The following is a 25,188-nucleotide window of genomic DNA, read 5'->3' on the forward strand; positions in this document are numbered from 1 at the left end:
TGCCGGGAAATGGCGGACGGCAATCGCGAAAGCGGCCATTGCCGAAAATTCGCCGGCGAGTGACATCAGTCACAAGATGCGACAAGCTCAGGCTGCGTCAAATTATTGCTTCCGACTGCCACTCAACTGTGCGCCACACGCCTGCAAAACGTGCTTGGGGCATCGAGCGCGATGGTCCAAAGAGGGGCAAAGGACCGCCCCGCGGTTCATAGGCTGATCGATGAAGATTCTCGTTTTTGGCGGCACCGGCTTTGTCGGGCTGAATATCGCGGAAGCCCTGTTGAAGCGCGGCCATGTGGTGACCCTGTTCGACCGCGCAGGCCTGCCACCGGCGGCGCAGCTTGCCTTCGCTGATCATGGCGACAGGCTTTCAGTGATCGACGGCGATGTGCTTGACCGAGCACTGATCGACAGTGTCATCGCGGCCGGCTTCGATGCCATCATTCTCGGCGCTGCGATCACGGCAAGCACAGAGCGCGATGCCGCCGATCCGGAAAGCATCCTGCAAGTCAACCTGATGGCGCAAACGCCGATCCTCGCGGCAGCACGCCGCAATGGCGTCAAACGCGTGATCAATCTGTCATCTGCTGGTGCATACGGCGCCTCCGCGTTCAAATATCCTGTTCTCGACGAAGAATTGCCCTGCGATCCCGTCTCGCTCTATGCCATCACCAAATTCGCATCCGAGAAGGTCGCATCGCGTCTTGCCGCGCTGTGGCAGACCGATTTCATTAGCGTGCGGCTCAGCGCCGTGTTTGGATCATGGGAGCGTGCAACAGGCGTACGGGATACGCTCAGCCCGCTGATGCAGATTTTCACGGCGCAGGCCAAACAGCGCGAAGCCATTCTGGCGCGCTCGGGTGTGCGGGACTGGATCTACGCGCCTGATGTCGCCGATGCCATGACTTTGCTGATCGAGGCGCCGAAGACGCAGCATCGCCTCTACAACATCTCAACCGCCGCGCCGTGGTCAGCGCTGGAGTGGGGGCAGCAATTGGCGGAATCCCATCCGGGCTTTGTTTGCCGCCTGGCCAGCGTCGGCGAAACCCCAACCATCGATCTGCACAGTGACAGCGACAGGGCACCGCTATCGGTCGCGCGATTGGAGCAGGAATTCGGATGGCGCGCCAAATTCGGCTGCGCCGACTCAGCCGCGGATCTGATCGACTGGTCGGCGCGGCACAGCATAGGGTGATGACATGAGACTTCAGGGACGTACAGCAATCATCACCGGCGGGGGCTCCGGCATCGGCCAGGCCAGTGCCGTGCTGTTCGCACAGGAAGGCGCGTTTGTCTCACTGGTCGATCGCGACGAGGCCGGCCTGAAAGAAACACTGGCGATGCTGCCTAATGCAAACGAGGCATCGATGCATGTCGGCGATGTCGGCGACGGCGATTTTGCGCAGACCGTGGTCGGAGAGATCGTCGCGCGGCGCGGTCAGCTCGACGTGTTGATGACCTCGGCCGGCTTTTCCTGCGGCGGCACCGTGGTGACCACAGCGCGAGAAGATTGGGACGCCGTGTTTCGCACCAATGTCGGCGGCACCTGGCTGTGGGCGCGTGCGGCCGTCCCGCAAATGCAGAAGCAAGGCAAGGGCTCGATCATTACGCTGGCTTCGCAGCTCGCGATCGCCGGCGGCAAGGGCAACAGCGCCTATATCGCGGCGAAAGGCGCGATCATCAGCCTGACGCGCACCATGGCGGTGGATTTCGCGACTGATGGCATTCGCGTCAATGCGATCGCGCCGGGCGCTATCGACACGCCGCTGCTGCGCCGCAGTTTCGCGCGCCATGCGGACCCCGCCCCCGTGCGCGATGCTTCGCGCAATCGTCACGCCATGAAGCGGTTCGGTCTGGCCGAGGAAGTCGCGCAGACCGCGCTGCATCTGGCGAGCGATGCATCCTCGTTCACGACCGGCACGGTCATGCCGGTCGATGGCGGATGGCTCGCAGCATGAGCGACGCTCTCGCAGCGCTGGAAGCGCAGGTCCGCGCCGATCTCCACAAGATCGCCCATCCGAACATGCCGTGGCTGCAGCCGAAATCCGCGCCGGACGGCACAGCCGCGCTGGACGTGCTGATCGTCGGCGCCGGCCAGGGCGGCGTCACAGCGGCCTTTGGCCTGCTGCGGTCGCAGGTCACCAATATACTCGTTGTCGACAAAAGCGCCGAAGGCCGCGAAGGCCCCTGGCTCACCTACGCCCGCATGCCAACGCTGCGCAGCCCCAAACACTTCACCGGCCCTGATCTCGATATTCCCGCTCTCACCTATCAGTCATGGCACGAAGCCATGTTCGGGAAGGATCACTGGCAGGCGCTCGATCGCATCCAGCGCGGACACTGGGCGGACTATCTGCTCTGGTTCAGGCGCATCACCGGCGTTCCTGTACGCAATGGCTGCGAGGTCCTGGACATTGGGCCTGCCGCCAACGGCTTGCTTGCAGCAACCGTACAAAGCGCCGGCGGCATCGAAATCATCCATGCGCGCAAGGTGCTGCTGGCGACCGGACAGGAAGGCATGGGCGACTGGATGATCCCGGAGCAACTCCAGCACCTGCCATCATCGCTTTGCGTGAATGCATCCGCGGATATCGATTTCGAAGCTCTGCGCGGCAAGACCGTCGCCGTGATCGGCGCCGGCGCATCCGCCTTCGACAATGCGGCAACCGCACTCGAAGCCGGCGCTGAGGTGCACCTGTTGTGCCGCCGCGCGGAAATCCAGATCGTGCAGCCCTATCACTGGCTGACGTTCCGCGGGTTGCTGCGTCACTTCAGCGAGCTCGACGATGCCTGGCGCTGGCGCTTCATGCGCCGGCTGATGGATTTGCGCGAAGGCTTTCCACAACCGACCTGGGATCGCTGTGCGCGGCATGCCGGCTTCCATCTCCACGAGAACGCGCCCGTTCAGTCGGCACAAAAAATAGGCAACCAAGTTGCATTACAGACGCCACAGGGTACCTTCACCGCAGACTTCGTGATCTGCGGAACCGGAATCGACATGGATTTCGCAGGCCGTCGTGAGCTACAGAGCTGCGCCGGCAATATCGCGATCTGGTCTGATCGCTACCAGCCGCCGGATACCGAGTTCAGCCCGCGCCTCGGCCGTTTTCCATATCTCGGCGATGATTACGCGCTGATGGAACGCGTTCCCGGCACCACGCCGTGGATCGCCGACATCCATCTTTTCGCAATTGCGTCCACCATGAGCTTCGGCCCGTCGGGGTCATCGATCAATGCGATGACCACCGCGATCCCGAAACTGGTGCATGGCCTGACGCGCGGCTTGTTCCGCGCGGATATCGAGCGATACTGGACCGCGTTCGAGGCCTACGACGTTCCACAAGTGACCATTGCAAGGACGACGGAAGCTGCGGCAAAAAGCTAAAGGACCAAATTATTCCGACGGGGAAAGTTCTCCGCTTGGCACCTATCGACCATCGTTTGGCGCGTTCCTTGCTTCAGTGGATGGGTCGCTCGACAGGTCAGGCACTGACGAGTCCGTTCAGAGTTTCCGTCGAATTCAGAGGATAGGGTTATGGGACTGATCTATTCCAAGCAGATGCTCGGCGCCGCCGCAGCGCTGGCATTTTTCACCGCTGCCGTTCCTGCCAAGGCGCAGACCCGCGCCGAGACGCTGCGTTACGTGACCGGCGCCGCCGTCAACACGCTCGATCCCAATATTCCCGGCTCGACCCGCGAAGCCTTCGCCGTCAGCCTCTCGACCTATGACCGTCTCGTCTCGTTCGGCCGCAAGCAGCTGAATGGCAAATGGGTGTTCGATCTCGACACGATCCGCGGCGAACTCGCAGAGTCCTACTCTGTCAGCCCGGATGGCCTGAAGATCACCTTCAAGCTGCGCAACGACGCGAAATTCCAGGACGGCTCGCCGGTCACGGCCGAGGACGTGAAGTGGTCGCTCGACCGCGCCGTCACAGCCAAGATCCTCGGCAAGGCGCAGCTGCTGACCGGTTCGCTCACCGATGCCAGCCAGTTCAAGGTGATCGATCCCACGACATTCGAAGTAACACTGCCGCAGCCGGACAAACTGGCCCTGCCAAACCTCGCAACCGTCTATCCAATCATCATCAATTCGAAACTCGCCAAGGCCCACGCCACCGAGGAAGATCCGTGGGCACAGGCCTGGCTCAAGGAAAACACTGCCGGATCCGGCGCCTATATCGTCGAGACCTTCAAGCCCGGCGAGCAGGTCATCCTCAAGCGCAACGACGCCTGGAATCGTGCCGCCGGCGACAAGCAGGCTTTCTTCAAGCGCCTGATCATCCAGTCGGTGCCGGAACCGGCAACGCGCGCCAACCTGGTTGAAAAAGGTGACGCTGATATCGTCATCGACCTGCAGGCCAGCGACGCGCAGGCGTTAGAGGCCAAGGGCAAGCTGCAGGTGATCTCGACGCCGCAGTATAACGCCATCACCTTCATCTCGATGAACAACCAGATGGCGCCCTTCGACAAGCCGGACGTGCGCCGTGCCGTGGCCTATGCGCTACCTTATGACGATATGTTCAAGGCGGCGCTCTTCAGCCGCGGTGATTTGCTGGCCGGCGCGACCTGGGCCGATGGCAAGCCGCCATCGGGCGCATTCCCGATCAAGCAGCCGATCAAACTCGATATCGAAAAAGCCAAGGCCTATCTGAAGGCCGCAGGCTATCCGGACGGTTTCTCGACCACGTTCAGCTTCAATGTGGGCCAGTCGGCAACTGCTGAGCCGATGGCTGCGCTGCTGAAGGAATCGCTCGCCAAGATCGGCATCAAGGTCGATATCCAGAAGCTGCCGGATGCGCAGATGTCGACTCAGATCACCGAGAAGAAGCTGCCCTTCTTCACCGAGGGCATCGTCGCCTGGCTGCCGTCGACCGACTACTTCTACCGCAACTTCTACACCGGCAATCAACGCTGGAACTACAGCTCTATCGACAATGCCGAGCTGACCGCGGTCGCGCAGAAGGCTCGTTTCGAGGCTGACAAGGCCAAGTACGAAGCCGACGGCAAGGTGCTGAACGCGATGAACTTCGACCTGATGCCCCAGATTCCGCTGTGGCAGCCGAGCCAGGACGCGGTGATGGCCTCGAACCTGACGGGCTACACCTATCAGTTCCATCGCCAGGTCGATTACCGCGACCTCAGCCGGAAGTGATTTTCCGAGCACCATGCGAGCGAATCCCGAAGCGCCCCTCAGCGGCGCTTCGGATCTACGCAGCTTGCGAACTTAACTTCAGCGAGCTGCCCATGACTACGAGTAACCGATCATGACGACTCTCGGCGCAACGGCCATCCGTGCAGCGCGACGCTTCGCATCCTCCTTGCCTGCGTTGTTCGGCGTGCTGATCTTCACCTTCCTGTTGATGCGCGTCTTGCCGGGTGATCCCGCCGTGTTCTTTGCCTCGGGACCCAACTCCGGCAAAGAAGAGATCGAGACCATCCGCAAACAGATGGGTCTCGACAAGCCCGTGCCACAGCAACTGTTCCTTTATCTGTATGATGTCGGCCGCGGCAATCTTGGCCGTTCGCTGATGACAGGCCAGAACGTCACAAAGGACTTGCGTGAGCGCCTGCCCGCCTCCCTCGAACTCACCTTCTCGGCACTTCTGATCGCACTTGTTCTCGCAATCCCGCTGGGTGTCCTTGCAGCGCTGAAACCAGGATCGCTGGTCGATCACGGCGTGAGGCTCTTCTGCGCGCTCGGGGTCTGTGTCCCGACCTTCGTGTCGGGCCTGCTGCTGATCTATATCTTCTATTATCTGTTCGGCGTGTCGCCCGATCCGACCGGGCGCGTCGATATCTTCACGACGCTGCCGCCAGCACATACCGGCTTCCTGTTGATCGACTTTGCGCTCGCCGGCGACTTCGATGGCTGGTGGGCCGCGTTCAAACAATTGATCCTGCCGGCCTGCACCATGGCGCTGTTTGTGATCGCCCCGTTGGCGCGTATCACCCGCGCCTCGATGCTGGCCTCGCTCGGCAGCGACTTCGTTCGCACCGCGCGTTCTGTCGGCCTGTCATGGTGGCGCATCATCGTCACCTATGCGCTGCGTAATGCGATCCTGCCTGTCATCACCATTGCCGGCATCGTGTTCTCGACCATGCTCGGCGCCAATGTGCTGGTGGAGAAAGTGTTCTCCTGGCCTGGCGTCGCCTCCTACGCGCTCGACGCGCTGCTGTCGTCGGACTATGCACCGGTGCAAGGCTTCGTGCTGCTGATGGCTTCGGTCTTCGTTATCGTCAATCTCGTCGTCGATGTGCTTTATGGCATCGCCGATCCCAGGATTTCCATCGGATGAGCAGCGCAACACTTCAACACGCCGCGTTCATCCTCCGCGGCAACCCCATTACCGGCATCGCCGCTATCGGCGCGTCTCTGCTGATCTTTGTCGGCATCTTCGGTCCGTGGATCGTTCCCTATGATCCCATCGCGTCGAACGTTCAGAACGCGCTGATGCCACCGAGTGCTGCGCATTGGGCTGGCACCGACCAGCTCGGCCGCGATGTGTTCAGCCGCATCATTGTCGCCGCACAGCTCGACCTCGCCATCGCCGTCTCTGCGGTCGGCATCTCCTTCGCGCTGGGCGCTGTCATCGGCGCCCTCTGCGGCTATTCGGGCGGCAAGCTGGATCGCGCTGTTGGCCGCTTCGTCGACGTGCTGATGGCGTTCCCGCTATTCGTGCTGGCCATGGCCATGGTCGCCGCCCTCGGCAATCGCGTCGAGAACATCGTGATCGCCACCGCAATCATCAACCTGCCGTTCTATATCCGCTTTGCACGCGCAGAAGTGAACGTGCGCCGCAACCTGGGCTGGGTCGAGGCCGCTCGCGCTTGCGGCGACAGCCATGTCTCGGTGGTGCTGCGCTTTCTGTTGCCCAATGTGCTGCCTGCGATGGTAGTGCAGATGTCGCTCAATCTCGGCTGGGCCATCATCAATGCTGCCGGCCTCTCGTTCATCGGGCTCGGCGTCAAGCCGCCGACGCCTGAATGGGGCATTATGGTCGCTGAAGGCGCGCGTTTCATCTCTACCGGCAAATGGTGGCTGGTCGCGTTTCCCGGCCTGGCGCTGATGCTCGCCGTGCTGTGCTTCAATCTGCTCGGCGACGGGCTGCGTGATATTCTTGATCCGAGACAGCGAACGTGATGACGACACCAAAACCGCTGCTCGATATCGAGAATCTTCAGGTCACCTTTTCAACGCGCCGCGGCCCGGTTGAGGCCGTGCGCGGAATTTCGTTGTCGCTTGCCGAGGGCGAAACGCTGGGGATCGTCGGTGAGAGCGGCTCCGGAAAATCCGTCACGGGTTTTGCGATGACGCGCCTGCTGGATGCGTCGGGTAAAATTTCCGGCGGCCGCATCGGTTTCCGTGATCGCGACATCACCAAGATGACCAGCGCCAGCCTGCGCGAGATGCACGGCTCGGCGATGGCCATGATCTTCCAGAATCCGCGCGGCGCGCTGAACCCGATCCGCGCCATCGGCCAGCAGATCGCCGATGCCATTCTCGCGCATCGCAAGATCTCCGCCTCCGAGGCCCGCGCAGAGTCCCTCGAACTGCTGCGGGCGGTGAAAATCCGCGATCCAGAGAAGCGGATGAACGCGTATCCGCACGAACTCTCTGGCGGCATGTGCCAACGCGTCATGATCGCCATGGCGATCTCCAGCAATCCGGCGCTGCTGATCGCCGACGAGCCGACCACCGGCCTCGATGTCACCACGCAAAAGGTAGTGATGGATCTCCTCGCCAGCATCGCCGCCGAGCGGGGCATGGCGACGATCCTCATCACCCACGATCTCGGCCTCGCCGCCCGCTATTGCCGCCGCGTCGTGGTGATGGAACAGGGCAGACTGGTCGAGGAAGCCGACGCCCTGACGCTGTTCCGGTCGCCGCAGCATCCCTACACCAAGCGGCTCGTCGCAGCATCGCCGACCGCAACCTCGCGGGTCGAGGATCTCGTGACCGATGACGAGAAGCTGCTGGTACCGGCGGTGCCCGTCCCACAGCCGCCGAAGCCGGCGCATGGCACGCCGCCGCTGCTGGAAGTTCTCGATCTCGTCAAACGTTTCGACGACGGTACCGTCGGCGTTGCGAATTTCTCGATGGCCATCGCACCCGGCGAAAGCGTCGGCCTGGTCGGCGAGTCCGGCTCCGGCAAGAGCACGACCTCGCGCATGATCTGCCGCCTGCTCGATCAGAGCGAAGGCACCATCAATTTCAACGGCCAGTCGATCAGCCATATTTCCGCGCGCGAATTCCACCGGGCGCCGCAGCGCCGCGAGATCCAGATCGTCTTCCAGGACCCGAACGACAGCCTTAATCCGCGCTTCAACGCCTTCGACTGTATCGCGCATCCGCTGATCCGCCTGCTCGGCATGCGCAATGGAGCGGCGTTGCGCCAGCGCGTCGGCGAATGCGCTCACCGCGTCGGCCTGCCTGCCAATCTGCTGGAACGGTTTCCGCACCAGCTGTCGGGCGGCCAGAAAGCCCGCATCGGCATCGCGCGCGCGATTGCCTGCCGGCCGAAGCTTCTGGTGCTGGACGAGCCGACGGCCGCGCTCGACGTCTCCGTTCAGGCCGTGGTGTTGCAGCTCCTCGACCGGTTGCGCCGCGAAGACAATCTCGCCTTCCTGTTCGTCAGCCACGATCTCAACGTCGTGCGCATGATGTGTCAGCGGACCATCGTGCTGCGCAACGGCGCCATCGTCGAAGAAGGCGAGAGTCATCAGTTGTTCGATAGCCCGAAGACCGACTACACCCGCGAGCTCGTCGATGCAGTTCCGCACATCGAGATGATCGCCGCAGAAAAAATGGCCGCCGGCGCTTAGCCGCGGGTGGCCAGCGGCGAAAGGCCTCAACTTTCGGCCTTGTCCGGTTCCATTGGCGTAACCATACCGACTATAGTGTGAGTTGTACCGGCGCCGGATACCTTGCATCCGCGCCTTATCTCGCAGAACATAAGACCAAGCGTCCCCAATGACGCAATAAAATCGGGAGGATTCCGTGCGGATCAAAGCCGTTCACGTCGCCTTGCTCGCCGTTATGGCGAGCTGTTCGGCCATGACGTCAGGTGCTCACGCCCAGGCGTGGCCTCAGAAACAAGTCACCTTCATCGTGCCCTTCGCAGCCGGCGGCGGCACCGACGCCTTTGCGCGGCCATTGGCGGCGCAGCTCGACACCCAGCTCGGCAAGCGCGTCATCATCGAAAACCGCGCCGGCGCCGGGGGCACGGTCGGCGCTTCGGCCGCTGCCAAGGCGGCGCCTGACGGCTACACCTTCTTCATGGGTGCCGCGCATCACGCGATCGCCCCGTCGCTCTATCCCACCCTCGATTATGACATCGAGAAAGACTTCATCCCGGTGGCGCTGATCGCACGACCACCGCAGGTTATCGTGGTCAATCCAGACAAGGTCGCCGCCAAGACACTGGGTGAATTCATCGCCTATGCGAAGGCCAACCCGGACAAGCTCTCTTATGGATCGGCCGGCGCCGGCACGACGCATCACCTGGCCGGCGAGCTGTTCAAGATCCTGACCCAGACCAAGATCCAGCACGTGCCCTATCGCGGCGCCGGACCGGCAATGCAGGACCTGATCGCCGGTCACGTGCCCGTCGTGTTCGACGGTCTCGGGTCGTCCGCCGCGCCAATCCGCGCGGGGCAACTCCGCGCGCTGGCGATTGCCGCTCCGAAGCGCGTGGCAGCCTTCCCCGATCTGCCGACCGCGGCGGAAGCCGGTTTGCCGAATTATGAAGTCGCCACCTGGTACGGGCTGTTCGCCCCCAAGGGCACGCCGCCCGACGTGGTCGAGCGCATGGCGAAGGAATTGAAAGCTGCATTGCAGGTGCCGGCGATCAAGGAGGCGTGGGAGCGCAACGGCTCCGATGTGCCCGATGTCGCCGGCGCTGACTTCGGCAAGATGGTGTCGGCTGAAGTGGCGCGTTGGCGCAAGGTCGTGACCGAGGCCAACGTCAAGCTGGACTGACCTGGTAGAATTACAAAGCCCGCCAGACGCAGAGTCTGGCGGGCCTAATTTTATGCGGAAGCGACTTCTGCCTGCCTGGCACCTGGACCAGCAAACATCGCACGGCCGGGAATCGCATCCAGCAGCGCACGCGTATAAGCGTCGCTCGGATTCTGGAAGATCTTCTGCGTTTCGCCCTGCTCGACGATCTCGCCGCGCCGCATCACCACGATGCGGTCGGCGATTTCAGCGGCGACACGCAAGTCATGAGTGATGAAGATCATGGCGAGGTTCATCTCCTCGCGCAGTTCGGCGAGAAGCTGCAGCACCTGCGCCTGCACCGACACGTCGAGCGCCGAGACGGCTTCATCTGCGACCAGCACCGAAGGCTTCAGGGCCAGCGCACGCGCGATACAGATGCGCTGCCGCTGACCGCCGGAGAATTCGTGCGGATAGCGGTTGGCTGCGCTCTCCTGTAGGCCAACGCGGGCCAGCAGGCGCTTGGCATCGGCCATGGCTTCCTTGGAGGGCGTGCCATAGGCAATCGGGCCGCCGGCAATCGCGTCGCCGACCTTCTGCCGCGGATCGAGCGCAGCGAAGGGATCCTGGAACACAATCTGAATCTTGCGGCGCATCTGACGCAGCCGCTCGCCGCGCTGTGATAACAGATCCTTGCCATCGAAATGAACCGAGCCCGTGTCAGGCTCGATCAGCCGCATGATCAGCCGACCCAGCGTGGACTTGCCCGAGCCGGACTCGCCGACGATGGCCACCGTCTCGCGCGCCTTCAGGCCGAGCGAGATATTCTGTACTGCATCGGTCCGGCGCGGCGGCAGGAACATGCCCTGCTTGGTGATGAAGGTCTTGTTCAGCCCGACCGCATCGAGCAACGGCTCACCGGTGATCTTGCGATCGGCTTTGGTCAGCGAGCGCGCGCCGGGGACGGCGGCGATCAGGCTCTTGGTGTAATCGTCCTTCGGATTACGCAGCACCTCGTCGACGGTGCCCTGCTCAACGACACGGCCGTTGCGCATGACCACGACGCGATCAGCGACATCGGCAACGACGCCAAAATCGTGGGTGATCAGCAGCACGCCCATGCCGCGCTCCGACTGCAGCTTCTTCACCAGCGCGAGAATCTGCTTCTGCGTGGTGACGTCAAGCGCCGTGGTCGGCTCGTCGGCCAGGAGCAACGCCGGATTGTTGGCCATCGCCATGGCGATCATGATGCGCTGGCGCTGGCCACCCGAGAGCTGGAACGGAAAGCTGCGCGCAAGCGCCACCGGATCCGGCAGACCGACGTCGCGGATCAGTTCCTGCACGCGCGCATCCACCGCCTCCTTGGACGGCGTCGGCTTGGTGTGTGTGATGATCGATTCCGCAATCTGCTGGCCGACACGGGCCAGCGGATTGAGCGCGCTGAGCGGCTCCTGGAAGATCATCGAAATGGCGCCGCCGCGTAGCTTGCGCATCGTGGGCTCATCGGCCTTGGCGATGTCATTGCCGTTGAAGCTGATGCTGCCCTGCGCAACCCCCGTCCGGTCCGGCAGCAGTCGCAGGATCGCATGTGCGGTCATCGACTTGCCGGAGCCGGACTCGCCGACGAGACAGACGATTTCGTTGCGGTTGACGGTGAGCGACACGTCTTCGATTGCGAAAGGACGATCAGCACCCGGCGGCAGGCTGATGGAGACGTTCTCAATGGCAAGCAGTGTTTTGTCGGTCATGAATACTATCGCTTGCGTGAGATGCGGGGGTTCAGCGTGTCGTTTAGGCCTTCACCCACGAGATTGATGGCGAGCACCGTGAGCAGGATGGCGAGACCGGGAAACACGCTCATCCACCACGCCTGCCGGATCACGGTGCGCGCGGCGCCGATCATGAAGCCCCAGGACATCAGATTGGGATCGCCGAGACCCATGAAGCTCAAGGCGCTCTCGATCAGGATGGCGCTAGCGACCGCAAGCGATCCGGTGACGATAATCGGCGAGATCGCGTTCGGCAGGATGCGGCGCAGCACCACGGTCAGCGGACGCTGGCCCTGGCAGACCGCAGCCTGAACGAACTCACGCCCGCGCAGCCGCATGAACTCGGCGCGCGTCAGGCGTGCCAGCGGCGGCCAGCTGACAATGCCGATGGCAAAGATGATGTTGGAGATCTTCGGCCCGATGGTCGCGACCAGCAAGATGGCGAGAATGAAGCCCGGGATGGTCTGGAACAGTTCGGTGATGCGCATCATCACCTCATCGACCTTGCCGCCGAAATAGCCGGCGATGGCGCCGATGGTGACGCCGATAACCAGGGAGGTCAGTGTCGAAATGACGCCGATGATCAGCGAGATGCGCGCACCATGCGCGATGCCGGCAGCGACGTCACGGCCGAGCATATCGGAGCCGAGCCAGAGCCCTTCGCTGAACGGCGGCTGGAACGGCGCGCCGACCATGTCCCAGGGGTCGTCAGGAAACAGCCACGGAGCCGTCACCGCGAGGAGGACCACCGCGAGGAGGACGATCAGACCAATCATCCCGGTGGGATGGCGGAGAAACGATTTGAGCGTAGACATCATATAATCCCGTTCACGATGCAGCACGCACGGAGACGCGTGGATCGATCACCCGGTAGATCGCATCGGTGAGAAGATTGAGCGCAATCACAATCACCGACATCACCAGGAATACGCCCAGCAACACCGGATAATCGCGCTGCAACAGCGCATCATAGATGAGACGGCCGAGACCCGGCCACGCAAACACAGTCTCGATCACTACCGCACCGCCAACCAGCGCACCGGCCTGCATGCCGGCGACAGTCACGATGGGCAGCATCGCATTGCGCAGGATATGTCGAATGATGATACGGCCCTGCTTCAGGCCCTTGGCCTTGGCGGTCTTGATGAAATCCTGATGGGTTACGTCCAGCACCGACGAGCGCATCAGGCGGGTGTAGATCGCGAGATAGACGGCCGCGAGTGACACCGCCGGCAGGATCAAATGCCAACCGATGTCGACCATGCGCTGCAGTGCGGTCATCGGCACACCGATGGTCACGTAACCAAACGCCGGCAACCAGTCGAGTTGCACCGAAAACAGCAAAACCAGCATCAGGCCAAGCCAGAACACCGGCGTTGCATAAAGCAGCAGCGACACGACGGTCAGCACCGTGTCGGACCACTTACCGGCGCGGACACCGGCCAGCGTGCCGAGAATGATGCCTGACAGAAGCGCGAGGCTGAAAGCCGTCGCCGTCAGCAGCAGTGTTGCCGGCAGACGCTCGAGAATGAGCGACGCCACGGTCCGCTGCTGGCGATAGGAATAGCCGAGGTCCAGCGTCACGACGCGCTTCAGATAGGTGGCGAGCTGAATCGGATAGGGCTTGTCGAGCCCGTATTCAGCGCGCAGCTGCGCCAGAAGCTTTTCGTCGGATGCGCCGCTCTGGCCGGCAATCACCTGCGCGGGATCGCCAGGTGCGGCATGAACGAGAATAAAGTTGAAGGTCGCAATGACCAAAACGACGGCTACGAATTTGACAAACCACCCCGCAAGCGCGAGGGCGATCGCGAACACGCGACCGCCTTTTGCATTGACCGATACCGCCGTCATCCGAAGCTCACGTCGCTGAACGATTCGTGCACGCCGATCGCTGTTGTAGTCACGTTCTTGAGGCGCTTGTCGATGAAGGTGGGATAGGCCTGCTCGAACATCCAGACCACCGGCACATCCTCGACCAGGATCTTCTGCACCTGGCTGTAGAGTTCCTGACGCTTGGCCTCGGAGGTCGAGGTTGCAGCCTCTTCGAACAGACGGTCGACTTCCGGATTGGAATAGCCTGCCGTGTTAGAGAATAGGATGCCCTTCTTGATATTCGACGAGATGTAGGTGCGCGACACGCCGAGTGCGGGATCGCCGAACTGATAGACCAGGTTGCCCGTCATCTCGTAGTCCCAGTTGCTGAACTTCTCGGCCCAGCCACCGACATCGGTGTTCTCGATCTGCACGTCGATGCCGACGCGGCCGAGCGACTGGCGAATGAATTCGGCCGCGCGCTGATAGATTTCGCCGTAAGGCGGGGTCAAATACTTGATCGTCACCCGCTTGCCGCCGGCACCCGGCTTCAGGCCCATCTCGTCGAGCAGCGCCTTCGCCTTATCGAGCGAGTAGTCGTAACGCTTGACGTCCTTCTCGTAGAACCTGGTCGCTGATGACACCGGACCGGTCGCAACCTTGGGCAGACCAAAGTAAACGCGCTGTGCCATCGATTTCAGATCGAGCGCATAGGCAACAGCCTGACGGAAACGCTTGTCGTCCATCGGCTTGATGCGGTTGTTGAGCTCGAGCCACTGGTGCGGGGCGAAATATTCGTAGCCCTTGGTGGTCATCTCGAAATTCGGCAGCTTCGACAGCCGCGCGACATCGAACATTTCGATGTCGTTCCACTGCGTCAGCTGGATCTTGCCCTGTTCCAGCGCGACAGCGCGCGAAGCTGAGTCGGGAATGATGCGATAGATGATTTCGTCGAGATACGGCTGATCCTTGCGGTAATAGCCTTCGTGCTTGATGAGATGAACATGCGAGCCCTTCACCCATTCCTTGAGCTTGAACGGGCCTGAGCCGATCGCCTGTGCATTGGCCGGGTTCTTGCGATATTCGGTGCCGTCATAGATATGCTTGGGCACGATTGGACCGGTGGTGCAGTCGAGCGCGGTCAGGAACGGTGCAAAGGTCGACTTCAACTTGAACACCACGGTGAGCGGATCCGGCGCGTCTGCTTTTTCGATACGCGAGTAAATCCCGCGCGCACGCGCATGGGTCTCCGGCAGCAGCTTGGTCATCGAGAAGATGACGTCGTCCGCCGTCAGCGGCTTGCCGTCGTGGAAGGTGATGCCCGGAAACAGCTTGAACGTATAGGTCAGGCCGTCCGGCGACACTTCCCACGACTGTGCGAGACCGGGAAGCGGCTTGAGATCGGGGCTGTAACGCAGCAGGCTCTCATAGATCTTGCCGCCCAGGGTCAGCGTTGGCTGCTGCTGGTTCAGTGCAGTGACGAGAATCGGAGGCTCTGGCTGAATGATCGTGTTCAACGTGCCGCCCTTGGTCTGGCCAGCGGCACGGGTGATGCCGAGGGGGATACCCGAGAGCGCAACCGCGCTCACGCCCATCAGCTTCGCGAATTCACGTCTATTCATAGCCTCTTCCTTTAAACATTGACGCCTGACAGTGGCTGTAGCCGGACGCTTGCACGTCCGGCTACAGCCAAGCCATCAAGCGACTTTCAGTAACTTCGGCTTCAACCGAGCGTCACGGCTCCAAAAGTCTCGTGCACACCGATGCCGGTGGTGATGACGTTCTTCAACCGCTTGTCGATGAAGTTGGGGAAGTCTTGCTCGACCATCCATGCGATCGGGACTTCTTCTACGACAATTTTCTGCACGGCCGTGTAGAGTTCCTGACGTTTTGCGTCAGAGGTCGCCACGGCGGCTTCCTCGAATAGCCGGTCTACTTCCGGATTGGAATAGCCCGCGATATTTGAGAACAGAATACCCTTGCGGATATTCGCCGTGATGTAACTGCGCGACACGCCCAGCGCCGGATCGCCGAATTGGTAAAGCAGATTACAGGTCATCTCGTAATTCCAGTTGCTGGTGCGCTCGGCCCAGCCGGCGAGATCGAGATTTTCCAGTTGCAGATCGATGCCGACACGACCGAGCGATTGCTTGAAGAATTCGGCCGAGCGCTGCCAGATTTCGCCATAGGGCGGAACCAGGAATTTGATGCTGACACGCTTGCCGTCAGCACCGGGCTTCAGGCCCATCTCGTCGAGCAGGGCTTTCGCCTTGTCCAGCGAGTAGTCGTACTGCTTGACATCTTTTTCGTAGAACCGGGTCTTCGACGAAACGGGTCCGGTCGCCACCTTCCCGAGATTGAAGAACACGCGTTGCAGCAGCGCCTTGCGATCGACCGCGAACAGGACAGCCTGACGGAAGCGCTTGTCGTCCATCGGCTTGACGCGAAGATTGAACTCCAGCCAGAAATGCGGCGCGAAGAACTCGTAGCCCTTGGTGGTCATTTCGACATTGGGCAGCTTCGAAAGACGCGCAACGTCGAACAGCTCGACGTCAGTCCACTGCGTCAGCTGGACCTTGCCCTGTTCGAGCGCAACGGCGCGCGATGCGCCGTCCGGAATCACGCGATAGATGATCTCGTCGAGATGCGGCTCGCCCTTGCGGTAATAGCCCTCGTGTTTGACGAGATGGACATGCGAGCCCTTGACCCATTCCTTGAGCTTGAACGGGCCCGAGCCGATCGCCTGCGCATTGGCAGGGTTCTTGCGGAAATCGGTGCCGTCATAGATGTGTTTCGGCACGATCGGCGCGGTGGTGCAATCGAACGAATTGAGGAACGGCGCGAACGGCGCCTTCAGCGTGAACACCACTGTGAGTGGATCGGGCGCTTCAACCTTTTCGATGCGCAGGAAGGTGCCGCGCGCACGCGCATGGGTTTCGACGAGGACCTTGGTCACCGAGAACACCACGTCTTCCGACGTCAACGGCTTGCCGTCATGGAAGGTGATGCCTGGAAACAGCTTGAACGTATAGACGAGGCCATCGGGTGAAACGGTCCAGGACTCAGCGAGACCAGGCAGCGGCTTGAGATCGGCGCCGTAGCGGAGCAGGCTCTCATAGATCTTGCCGCCCAGCGTCAGTGTCGGCTGCTGCTGGTTGAGCGCCGTCACCAGGATCGGCGGCTCGGGCTGGATGATCGTATTGAGCGTGCCGCCCTTGGTCTGACCGACGGCGCGGGTGACGCCGAGAGGAATTCCCGAAAGCGCCGTCGCACTCAAACCCAATAGCTTCGCGAATTCACGTCTGTTCATCTTAATTCCTTTGTAGCAAAGATATTTGAAACCTTCAACGTCATCCGAAGCTCACCGCCCCGAACGTCTCGTGCACCCCGATCGCCGTCGACAACACGTTCTTCAGCCGCTTGTCGATGAAGTTCGGATAGTCCTGCTCGAACGTCCAGACCACTGGAACGTCCTCAACGAGAATTCTCTGGACCTGGCTATAGAGCTCCTGCCGCTTGTCATCGGATGTCGCCACGGCTGCTTCTTCGAACAGGCGATCAACTTCCGGATTGGAATAGCCGGCAGTGTTCGAGAACAGGATGCCCTTCTTGATATTCGATGTGATGTAGGTGCGCGCGACGCCGAGCGCGGGATCGCCGAACTGGTAGACCAGGTTGGCGGTCATATCGTAATCCCAATCGGCGAACTTTTGCGCCCAGCCGGCGATATCGGTTGTCTGCAATTGCAGATCGATGCCGACGCGCCCGAGTGACTGGCGCAGGAACTCGGCGGCGCGCGTATTGGCCTCGCTGACTGGCGAGATCAGATAGCGCAGCGTAACGCGCTTGCCATCCGGACCCGGCTTCAGCCCCATCTCGTCGAGCAGCGCCTTCGCCTTGTCGAGGGAGTAGTCATACGTCTTGACGTTCTTGTCGTAGAACCGTGTCTTCGACGAGATCGGGCCGGTCGCCAGCTTGCCAAGCCCGAAATAGATTCGCTGCAGCATCGCCTTGCGGTCGATCGCATGCATCACGGCCTGACGAAAACGCTTGTCGTCCATCGGCTTGATGCGATTATTGAGTTCGATCCATTGATGCGGCGCAAAGAACTCGTAGCCCTTGGTGGACACCTCGTAATTCGGCAGTTTCGACAGCCGCGGCACCTCGAAGAATTCGATATCGCCCCACTGCGTCAGCTGCACCTTGCCCTGCTCGACCGCCACGGTACGCGACGCACCATCGGGGATCGCGCGATAGATGATTTCGTCGAGATAGGGCTCGCCCGGCCGATGATAACCTTCGTGCCGGACAAAATGGATGTGCGATCCCTTGACCCACTCCTTGAGCTTGAACGGACCGCAGCCGATTGCCTGCGCATTGGCGGGATTCTTGCGATAGTCGGTCCCCTCATAGATGTGCTTCGGCAGGATCGGCGCCGTGGTGCAATCCAGCGACGTCAGGAACGGCGCGAAAGGCGACTTCAGCGTGAAGATCACCGTCAGTGGATCGGGCGCTTCCGCCTTCGCGATACGCGCAAATGTCACGCGACCGCGCGCATGGGTTTCCATCAGCACCTTGGTCATGGTGAAGATCACGTCTTCCGACGTCAGCGGCTTGCCGTCGTGAAACGTAATGTTCGGAAACAGCTTGAACGTGTAGGTCAGCCCGTCCGGCGAAACCTCCCAGGATTTGGCGAGGCCGGGAATCGGTTTGAGATCGAAATCGTAACGCAGCAGGCTCTCATAGAGTTTGCCGCCGACGGTGAGGGTCGGCTGTTGCTGATTGATCGCCGTGACCAAGATCGGCGGTTCGGGCTGGATGATCGTATTGAGCGTACCGCCTCTGGTCTGCCCCGTGGCGCGGGTAATGCCGAGCGGGATGCCTGACAGCGCCGTAGCGCTCAAACCCAGCAATTTCGCAAACTCACGTCGATTCATTCAGCTCTCCCGATGGACACAGAGGGTTGAACGTCAGGGTTGTACTGACGCGCAAGGATGAGCTTGCAAAATTCAAGCCGCCGCCGTCGCCGGGCCGATCATCATCGCGATCGGGCCGGCGTTGTCCGAGAACCGAACATGTTCCGTGAATGAGCAGGCATTCAGTATCCCAGTGCCGGATCGACGCGGTTGAGTAAAATCTCTCCAGTCTTGAGACGGCGGATATTCTCGGCGATCTGGTCGGCAATGACGCGTGGCTTGGCCAATCCGGCCATGTGCGGCGTCACCAGAATACCCGGCTCCGTCCAGAGAGGATTGTCAGGCCGCAACGGCTCCTTGTCGAACACGTCGAGAATTGCGCCGCGCAGATGGCCCGATCGCAATGAGGCAACGAGGTCTGGAACGTTCAGATGCTCGCCTCGGCTGCAGAGGATAAGTGCCGCCCCTTTCGGCAGGCGGGCAAAGCGGTCAGCATTCAGGATTCCCACCGTGCTTGGCGTCAGCGGCAGCAAGCAGACCAGAATGTCGGTCTGCGCCAGGAAATCGTCGAGCGCGGCGTCGCCGGCGAAGACCTCCACACCCTCGACCTGTTTTGCGGAGCGCGACCAGCCGGAGACCTTGTAGCCGACCGATTTCAGCAGAGTGGCAGCCTGGATTCCGAGGGTGCCGAGACCGAGGATACCGACGCGCTTGTCGGCGGCAGCGACCTGGTCGTAGCGATGCCAGTGCCCATTGCGGGCATTGGTAGAGACCCGATCAAATTCGCGATGAAAATACAGCGTGCCCCACAGCACATATTCGGCCATCGCCTTGCCCAGCAGCGGATCCACGATCCGGCAAAGCGGCCGGTCCGGCAGCGCCGTGTCGGACAACACATTGTCCACACCAGCGGCAATGGAGTGGATCAGCCGCAAATTCGGCATGGTCGCCATCACGCCCGCTGGCGGTTTCCAGCAGACCACAACCTCCCCATCCAGCGCGCCCTCTTCCGGCCAAGTGGTCACGACCGCGCCGGGAACCGACCGTTTCAAGTGGTCTTCGAGAAAGCCCATGGTGTTGGACAGGGTTGTCATGAGAGTAATGCGGGTCATCGAATTCCTGCGTTTGTTTCTGCCCGAGCCTTTTCCGTTCCGATTGAATCGGAACGGGGCTCAGGATTGTTGTTTTACGCGTTTTCTTAATGCGAACCGGTACCCACTTCGCTGGAAAACGCGCTAGTGGCATGAAGCCTGCTTTGAGAATGGCAACGTCCGGAACGATGCGCCCAAAACCTCTATCCTAGGGTACGATGTCAGCGCATCATCTCCGTCTTCACAGGGTCAGGATTTGTCGCGTATGGGCCATATCTCTTCAATTTCGTGCAACACGCCGCGCCAGCGCGTCGCGCCGCCGGCCATGGTGAGTTTTTCCGGGTTCGAGGCCAGCGGTCGCCGCGCCGATGCACTCCAGGCCGCACAGCGGCCGGTAGTTGCGATGGCCGCTGAATTCTCCTCGGGCGGCGTCGGCGTCCGGCACAGCCACCGCCGCGCGCAGTTCCTGCACGGCCTGACTGGGGTCATGACCGTGATCACGGAAACCGGCAGTTGGACAGTATCGCCGCAGCACGCGCTGTGGATTCCGCCAGGCGTCGTCCATCAAAGCCGCTGCTGGGGCACCGTGCAGCTCCGCACGCTTTACGTCGAACCCGACGCGACGGTCGGCCTGCCGACCTCGTGTCAGTTGATGGAAGTCTCCTCGCTGGTGCGCGCATTGCTCAACGAAGCCGTCACCTTCCCAACCGAATACGACATGGATGGCCGCGAAGGGCAGATCATGAATTTGATGCTCGCGGAAATCGGCCGCATGCCCGCCGTACCGCTGCGCGCGCCGATGCCGCAGGACCGCCGCCTCGCACGGATCTGCGAAGCGATCCTGCGCGAGCCCGGCAACAATCAGGATCTGGAATCCTGGTCGCAGATCGGCGGCCTCGGCCGACGGACGCTGACACGGCTGTTTCGCCGCGAGACCGGCATGAGCTTCGCCGAATGGCGCCAGCAGGTGCGATTGATGGAAGCGTTGTCGCGCCTGACCATGCGCGAGCCGGTGACCAATGTGGCGCTCGATCTTGGCTATGATAGTCCAAGTGCATTCAGCGCCATGTTCCGTCGCTCGATGGGGATTTCACCACGCGACTATCTGCGCTGGAGCGAACAAACGGAGGACTTGGCACCGTAACCGACGCGCACCAGCTTAGGACTCGACCGCTGGCCGCGCTTCCATCGAAGCACGCAATCGGCGAATACCGGCTTCGATTTCGCGGATGTCGTCGTCGAGCTGCCCGAGCAGTACGCCGAAATTGAAGTCCATTCTGTTGCGGACGGACGCCGCCAGCGTCTCGCGATGCACCTTGAGATCTTGCAACGCACTTAGCTGGTTCGTATCGACATAGGCGGCAACCACAAGCTCAATCGCGCTTTTCACCGCAACGCTTTCTTCTCGGCTTCATCGATTTGCGCCTTCAACCGCGCCTTGGTCGCGCGAACACCAGGGAATGGTGCTCCGAGCTGGCGTGCCTGGATCTGAACGGAACTCTGCGGTCGTTTCATGATCACTGCGGCTCTGGCCAGCGATACTTTACGCGCGATAAGCCCTTTCAAAATTTCAATCTGTTCGTCGTCCCAACGATTTTTTGCCATCTGATCTTATGAGTGCGCTGAAATAACTTGTCTGTACGGTAGCTGTCCCTTTGCAACGCGATGTTCACAACTATTGTTCCCGATGCGCCCAGGTTGCAGAGCACAATCCCTGCCAGAGAAAGCGCTGCGTGGAGTTGCGCCGAAAAATCGGAACGTGTTTCAATTGATATCGTTTCGCCAGCAGGGAACAGTACTGAAAAGGCTCCGGAGTGATCCGGAGCCTTTCTCTATTTGGCGGGCACCCCGTTTGGTAGCGGGGTATTTGTCAGCTGCGGCGATCCCCGCTGCTCACATCACCACTTCGATCAGCTTCGGACCCTTCGCGGCGATCGCGTTGGCGAGCGCTTTGTTGAAGTCGTCGACGTTCGATACCGAAACGCCGGGGACGCCCATGCCCTTGGCGAGCGACACCCAGTCGAGCGTCGGACGGTCGAGGTTGAGCATATCGAGGGCGCGCTGGCCGGGCTCGCCGGCATCGACGCCGGCGAATTCACCGAGCAGGATTTGATACTTGCGGTTGGCGAACACGATGGTGGTGATGTCGAGCTCTTCGCGGGCCTGCGTCCACAGCGACTGCAGCGTGTACATCGCGCTGCCGTCACCGACCATGCAGATCACCTTGCGGTCCGGGCAGGCCACGGCGGCGCCGGTGGCGACCGGGGTCGAGAAGCCGATCGAGCCGCCCATGTTCTGCAGCCAGTCATGCGGCGCAGCCGCTGCGGTCGGCGGGAAGAATCCGCGACCGGTGGTCAACGACTCATCGACCATGATGGCGTTTTCCGGGATCGCATAGGCAATCGCCTGCGCAATCGTGGTGTGGTTCAGCGCGCCGGTCGGCTTCACCAGTTCGGCGAGCTTCTGCGGCTTCACATCCGACGGCTTGGCGCCGAGCGCGCCAGCCAGTGCTTCGAGCGCAGCGATCGAGTTCTCGCCGCCGGCGGTGATGCGATGCACTTCGCAGCCTTCCGGCTTCAGCATGCTCGGCTTGTTCGGATAGGCGAAGAAGGCGACGGGATCGTTGGCTTCCACCAGCACGATGTTCTTGAAGTCCTTCAGCAGCGGAAGTGCGGCTTCGATCACATAGGGAATGCGATCGATGGAGAAGCGGCCACGGCCGCGCGCCATGCGCGGATTGTAGGTCTGGCCCATCACCTTGCAGCCGGTCTTGCCGGCGATCTGCTCGGCCAGCGCCAGGCCCTTTTCGGTCAGCCCCTGGCCGGTCATCAGCAGCAGGGTCGAGGCGCCACCGTCCTTCATGATCCTGGCGGCAGTCTCGACGGCCTGTGCCGAATAGCCGGCGCTCTGCTTCTCGGCAGGCACCGGCGCCACACCATCGGCCGCGCCCCATGCGGTGTCAGCGGGCAGGATCAGCGTCGCGATCTGGCGATCCTTGGCGGCGGCAATTGCTGCGGCGCCGTCCTTGGCCACCGACTTGGAATCCGGCGAGGTGTGCACCCACTGCGACATCGGACGGGCGAGGCCCTCGATGTCCGAGGTCAGCGGCGCGTTGTATTCGATGTGATAGACGGCATGCTGGCCGACGATGTTGACGATACCCGAATTGGCCTTCTTGGCATTGTGCAGGTTGGCGAGGCCATTGGCGAGGCCGGGACCGAGATGCAGCAGCGTCGAGGCCGGGGTGCCCTTCATGCGGAAGTAGCCATCCGCCGCGCCGGTGACGACGCCTTCGAACAGGCCGAGCACGCAGCGCATGCCTTCGACGCGGTCGAGCGCCGCAACGAAATGCATTTCCGACGTTCCCGGATTGGCAAAGCAGACATCCACATTGCCCGCCACCAATGTCCGCACCAGGCTTTCCGCACCGTTCATCGTCTCACTCCGTTTGATTCAGGGTCGTATCTCGGTTTCTTGATCTCGGGGGCTGATGAACCATTGTTCGGAGGGCCCGTCAAAGGGTCGGAACGCAAGGCTTCGTTGTGAGGGCCGCGGGGCGGGCTGAACGCCGGTTATTATCGCTCCATCCGGGCTGTCCTCACACGGCCGTGGGTTGCGGATCGGGGCGATTTATGGCCTGTCTTGGGCCTCAATTTTTTCTGGCGAGGACCATGATGAAGCGCCTTTTTGCTCTCTTTTTTGCCGCAGCCGCGTTCACCACAATTGCGTTTCCTGCCGATGCACGCGTCCGCAACCAGCCACCAGCGCAGGACTTCGAGGTCGACGACGGCCCGTCGCTCTCCAACTTCTTCTCCAATTTCGGCAATGGCGGCGGCAACAGCTCCGGCCCGATCCAGCGCCAGACCGTCGGCTTCCACAGCAATTACGCCCCGGGGACCATCGTCGTGAACACCGCCGAGCGCCGGCTGTATCTGGTGCAGCCGGGCGGCCAGGCGCTGCGCTACGGCATCGGCGTCGGCCGCGACGGCTTCCGCTGGGGCGGTGTCCACCGCGTCACCGCCAAGAAGGAATGGCCGAGCTGGACCCCGCCGGCCCAGATGCTCGCCCGCCGGCCCGACCTGCCCCGCCACATGCCCGGCGGCATCGACAACCCGCTCGGCGCCCGCGCCATGTATCTCGGCTCGACGCTGTACCGCATTCACGGCTCCAACGAGCCGGAGACCATCGGGCAGGCCGTGTCCTCGGGCTGCTTCCGCATGACCAACGACGATGTCACCGATCTCTATAACCGCGTCTCGGTCGGCGCGACGGTGATCGTCAAGAACTGAGCTTGAGCTGAGAACGAAGGCTTCCTGCGGGAAGCCTTCGAATAGTCCGCGGGGGCGGCACTGAACGCTTGCGCAAATACGCGCATTGCGAGAACTTGAGTAATAATGCCCGCCCCGACACCAGATCGATTCATCGTCCGGACGATTGCCGCGCTGCTGGCGCTAGCGTCTTTGACCGCCTTTGTGCCGCAGCCGTCGTATGCCGGCGCGAGTGAGCCGCCCGCCGTTACCGCACGCCAGCGCACCGAGAAGAAGACCTTTACCGACAGCGAGATCATCGACGGTTTTTTCAAGACCGCCTTTGGCGCCGAGTATCACCTCGCCGGCCGCGTCGACCGCATCCGCAAATATGAGCTTCCGGTGCGGGTCTTCGCCGAGGGCCGTGCCGACCGCAAGGCTCAAATCGCCAAGGTTGTGACCGACATCGCGCGCCGGGTGCAGCATCTCAACATCGCCATGGCGGACAACCGCGACGACGCCAATGTGCTGGTGAAGCTGGTGCGCGACCGCGATCTCTATCGCACCATCTCGACCTTCTATGGCACCGACCGGGCCAACGAGATCCGCGACTCCCTGGACCCGCAATGCCTGTCCGGCTTCCGCAAGAACGAGGCCTTCGAGATCGAACGCTCCGACGTGATCCTCACCGTCGACAATGGCGACTTCGTCTTTCTCGATTGCGCCTATGAGGAATTGCTGCAGTCGCTGGGCCCGATCAACGATACCAGTACGGTGCCGTGGACGATGTTCAACGACAACGTCCAGATGGGCTTCTTCGACGTCTACGACCAGTACATCCTCAACATCCTCTACGATCCCCGCATCAAGGCCGGCATGACCGTGCAGGAGGTCAAGGACGTGCTGCCGCAGGTGCTCACTGACGTGCGTATCTGGGTGAGCAAGGTGAACGAGCTGCAGGATTAGCGGCGCTTCTCTTATCCCTCCCCCCGCGCGAAGCGAAGCTTCGCCAGGCGGGGGGATTCCACGAACGCCTGCGCGTCTCAGCTTCTTCGAATTTCAAATAGCCACCGCTCTTCAGACATGCGTCATCGCCCCCATTGTTTGCGGCGCGGGGGCGCCGTCGTCGCTTGCATTCCCGCCCCCTTGTGAGAGGGCGTGCGGAACGCCAGGTGCCCGTTGCACCCTTGGGCCTGATGCGAATGCGGTCTTCCGCAATTGAGAGTGCATCAGGACTTTCGGAGGCGCCGAGCAAGTGCCCGACGTTCCGCCTGCGGTGTTTTTTCGGTTGCTTGCACATCTGCCATGGCGAACGCTCCCATCACCAAAATTAATGTCCCAGGGCGGAGGGACAGGGTAGCCGCAAAGCACTTGGCCGAACGCGTTTCGAATTGGTCGTCCGTCACACTGTCCAGG

At 61.6% G+C, this 25,188-nt stretch carries 22 protein-coding genes; 11 read left to right on the forward strand and 11 right to left on the reverse strand.

Translation table 11 applies throughout. The annotated features are described in order from the left end of the window. The first annotated feature begins 220 nt into the window (after positions 1–220). From CHC01_RS30060 to CHC01_RS30095, 8 genes are all read left to right on the forward strand, one after another. Positions 221–1,195 (forward strand): NAD-dependent epimerase/dehydratase family protein, encoded by a 975-nt coding sequence (locus CHC01_RS30060; RefSeq protein ID WP_089268013.1) that lies wholly within the window; start codon positions 221–223, stop codon positions 1,193–1,195. A 4-nt stretch (positions 1,196–1,199) separates the two neighbouring features. After that, entirely contained in the window at positions 1,200–1,958 is a 759-nt protein-coding gene (locus tag CHC01_RS30065) for an SDR family oxidoreductase (protein WP_089268014.1), read from the forward strand. Next, on the forward strand, positions 1,955–3,385 hold the full coding sequence (locus CHC01_RS30070; RefSeq protein WP_089268015.1) for an NAD(P)-binding domain-containing protein: 1,431 nt from the start codon (positions 1,955–1,957) through the stop codon (positions 3,383–3,385). The genes CHC01_RS30065 and CHC01_RS30070 overlap by 4 nt, the downstream gene beginning before the upstream one ends. Before the next feature lie 150 nt (positions 3,386–3,535). After that, positions 3,536–5,152 carry an ABC transporter substrate-binding protein gene (locus tag CHC01_RS30075; protein ID WP_089268016.1) on the forward strand — a complete coding sequence of 539 codons (1,617 nt, stop codon included), beginning with the start codon at positions 3,536–3,538 and terminating at the stop codon, positions 5,150–5,152. Between the two features lie 112 nt (positions 5,153–5,264). After that, complete coding sequence (locus tag CHC01_RS30080) at positions 5,265–6,296, forward strand: ABC transporter permease (protein WP_170849808.1); 1,032 nt, start codon at positions 5,265–5,267, stop codon at positions 6,294–6,296. Continuing rightward, a complete protein-coding gene (locus CHC01_RS30085) occupies positions 6,293–7,141 on the forward strand; it encodes an ABC transporter permease (RefSeq protein WP_089268018.1) in 849 nt (282 codons plus the stop codon). The genes CHC01_RS30080 and CHC01_RS30085 overlap by 4 nt, the downstream gene beginning before the upstream one ends. Beyond that, the gene (gene nikE, locus CHC01_RS30090; protein ID WP_089268019.1) at positions 7,141–8,823 is read left to right on the forward strand and encodes a nickel ABC transporter ATP-binding protein NikE; all 1,683 of its coding nucleotides are present in this window, start codon (positions 7,141–7,143) and stop codon (positions 8,821–8,823) included. The genes CHC01_RS30085 and nikE overlap by 1 nt, the downstream gene beginning before the upstream one ends. A gap of 175 nt (positions 8,824–8,998) precedes the next feature. Beyond that, the gene (locus CHC01_RS30095; protein ID WP_244558573.1) at positions 8,999–9,979 is read left to right on the forward strand and encodes a Bug family tripartite tricarboxylate transporter substrate binding protein; all 981 of its coding nucleotides are present in this window, start codon (positions 8,999–9,001) and stop codon (positions 9,977–9,979) included. Positions 9,980–10,029: 50 nt separating this feature from the next. Here CHC01_RS30095 and CHC01_RS30100 read toward each other — a convergent pair whose 3' ends face one another. The 7 genes from CHC01_RS30100 to CHC01_RS30130 all read right to left on the reverse strand — a co-directional run bounded on the left by CHC01_RS30100 (position 10,030) and on the right by CHC01_RS30130 (position 19,528). Continuing rightward, positions 10,030–11,685: a dipeptide ABC transporter ATP-binding protein gene (locus CHC01_RS30100; protein WP_089268020.1), complete on the reverse strand. Its 1,656-nt coding sequence runs from the start codon at positions 11,683–11,685 to the stop codon at positions 10,030–10,032. 5 nt (positions 11,686–11,690) lie between these two features. After that, positions 11,691–12,521 carry an ABC transporter permease gene (locus tag CHC01_RS30105; RefSeq protein WP_089268033.1) on the reverse strand — a complete coding sequence of 277 codons (831 nt, stop codon included), beginning with the start codon at positions 12,519–12,521 and terminating at the stop codon, positions 11,691–11,693. A gap of 13 nt (positions 12,522–12,534) precedes the next feature. Then, positions 12,535–13,557, reverse strand: a complete 1,023-nt coding sequence (locus tag CHC01_RS30110; protein ID WP_089268021.1) for an ABC transporter permease — start codon at positions 13,555–13,557, stop codon at positions 12,535–12,537. After that, the gene (locus tag CHC01_RS30115) at positions 13,554–15,140 is read right to left on the reverse strand and encodes an ABC transporter substrate-binding protein (protein ID WP_089268022.1); all 1,587 of its coding nucleotides are present in this window, start codon (positions 15,138–15,140) and stop codon (positions 13,554–13,556) included. The genes CHC01_RS30110 and CHC01_RS30115 overlap by 4 nt, the downstream gene beginning before the upstream one ends. Positions 15,141–15,241: 101 nt before the next feature. Then, the gene (locus CHC01_RS30120) at positions 15,242–16,828 is read right to left on the reverse strand and encodes an ABC transporter substrate-binding protein (RefSeq protein ID WP_089268023.1); all 1,587 of its coding nucleotides are present in this window, start codon (positions 16,826–16,828) and stop codon (positions 15,242–15,244) included. A gap of 40 nt (positions 16,829–16,868) precedes the next feature. Next, positions 16,869–18,455 carry an ABC transporter substrate-binding protein gene (locus CHC01_RS30125; RefSeq protein ID WP_089268024.1) on the reverse strand — a complete coding sequence of 529 codons (1,587 nt, stop codon included), beginning with the start codon at positions 18,453–18,455 and terminating at the stop codon, positions 16,869–16,871. A 161-nt stretch (positions 18,456–18,616) separates the two neighbouring features. Continuing rightward, entirely contained in the window at positions 18,617–19,528 is a 912-nt protein-coding gene (locus tag CHC01_RS30130; RefSeq protein ID WP_244558574.1) for a 2-hydroxyacid dehydrogenase, read from the reverse strand. A 262-nt stretch (positions 19,529–19,790) separates the two neighbouring features. Here CHC01_RS30130 and CHC01_RS30135 point away from each other — a divergent pair, with 262 nt between their 5' ends. Beyond that, a complete protein-coding gene (locus CHC01_RS30135) occupies positions 19,791–20,669 on the forward strand; it encodes an AraC family transcriptional regulator (protein ID WP_210421724.1) in 879 nt (292 codons plus the stop codon). A 15-nt stretch (positions 20,670–20,684) separates the two neighbouring features. Here CHC01_RS30135 and CHC01_RS30140 read toward each other — a convergent pair whose 3' ends face one another. From CHC01_RS30140 to CHC01_RS30150, 3 genes are all read right to left on the reverse strand, one after another. Beyond that, positions 20,685–20,915, reverse strand: a complete 231-nt coding sequence (locus tag CHC01_RS30140; protein WP_089268026.1) for a hypothetical protein — start codon at positions 20,913–20,915, stop codon at positions 20,685–20,687. Further along, a complete protein-coding gene (locus CHC01_RS30145; RefSeq protein ID WP_089268027.1) occupies positions 20,912–21,130 on the reverse strand; it encodes a hypothetical protein in 219 nt (72 codons plus the stop codon). The genes CHC01_RS30140 and CHC01_RS30145 overlap by 4 nt, the downstream gene beginning before the upstream one ends. A gap of 288 nt (positions 21,131–21,418) precedes the next feature. Next, positions 21,419–22,960, reverse strand: a complete 1,542-nt coding sequence (locus CHC01_RS30150; protein WP_089268028.1) for an acetolactate synthase large subunit — start codon at positions 22,958–22,960, stop codon at positions 21,419–21,421. A 239-nt stretch (positions 22,961–23,199) separates the two neighbouring features. Here CHC01_RS30150 and CHC01_RS30155 point away from each other — a divergent pair, with 239 nt between their 5' ends. Together CHC01_RS30155 and CHC01_RS30160 are read left to right on the forward strand one after the other, a co-directional pair. Beyond that, a complete protein-coding gene (locus tag CHC01_RS30155; RefSeq protein ID WP_081422064.1) occupies positions 23,200–23,814 on the forward strand; it encodes a L,D-transpeptidase in 615 nt (204 codons plus the stop codon). Between the two features lie 105 nt (positions 23,815–23,919). Next, positions 23,920–24,738, forward strand: coding sequence for a DUF2927 domain-containing protein (locus tag CHC01_RS30160; protein WP_089268029.1), 819 nt, complete (start codon positions 23,920–23,922; stop codon positions 24,736–24,738). Positions 24,739–25,001: 263 nt separating this feature from the next. Here the strand turns inward: CHC01_RS30160 and CHC01_RS32890 are convergent. After that, a partial coding sequence (locus tag CHC01_RS32890) for a hypothetical protein (RefSeq protein WP_210421725.1) occupies positions 25,002–25,188 on the reverse strand: 187 nt, incomplete at its 5' end.

Origin of the sequence: Tardiphaga sp. OK246 (assembly GCF_900188215.1) — a bacterium.
Classification (GTDB): domain Bacteria; phylum Pseudomonadota; class Alphaproteobacteria; order Rhizobiales; family Xanthobacteraceae; genus Tardiphaga; species Tardiphaga robiniae.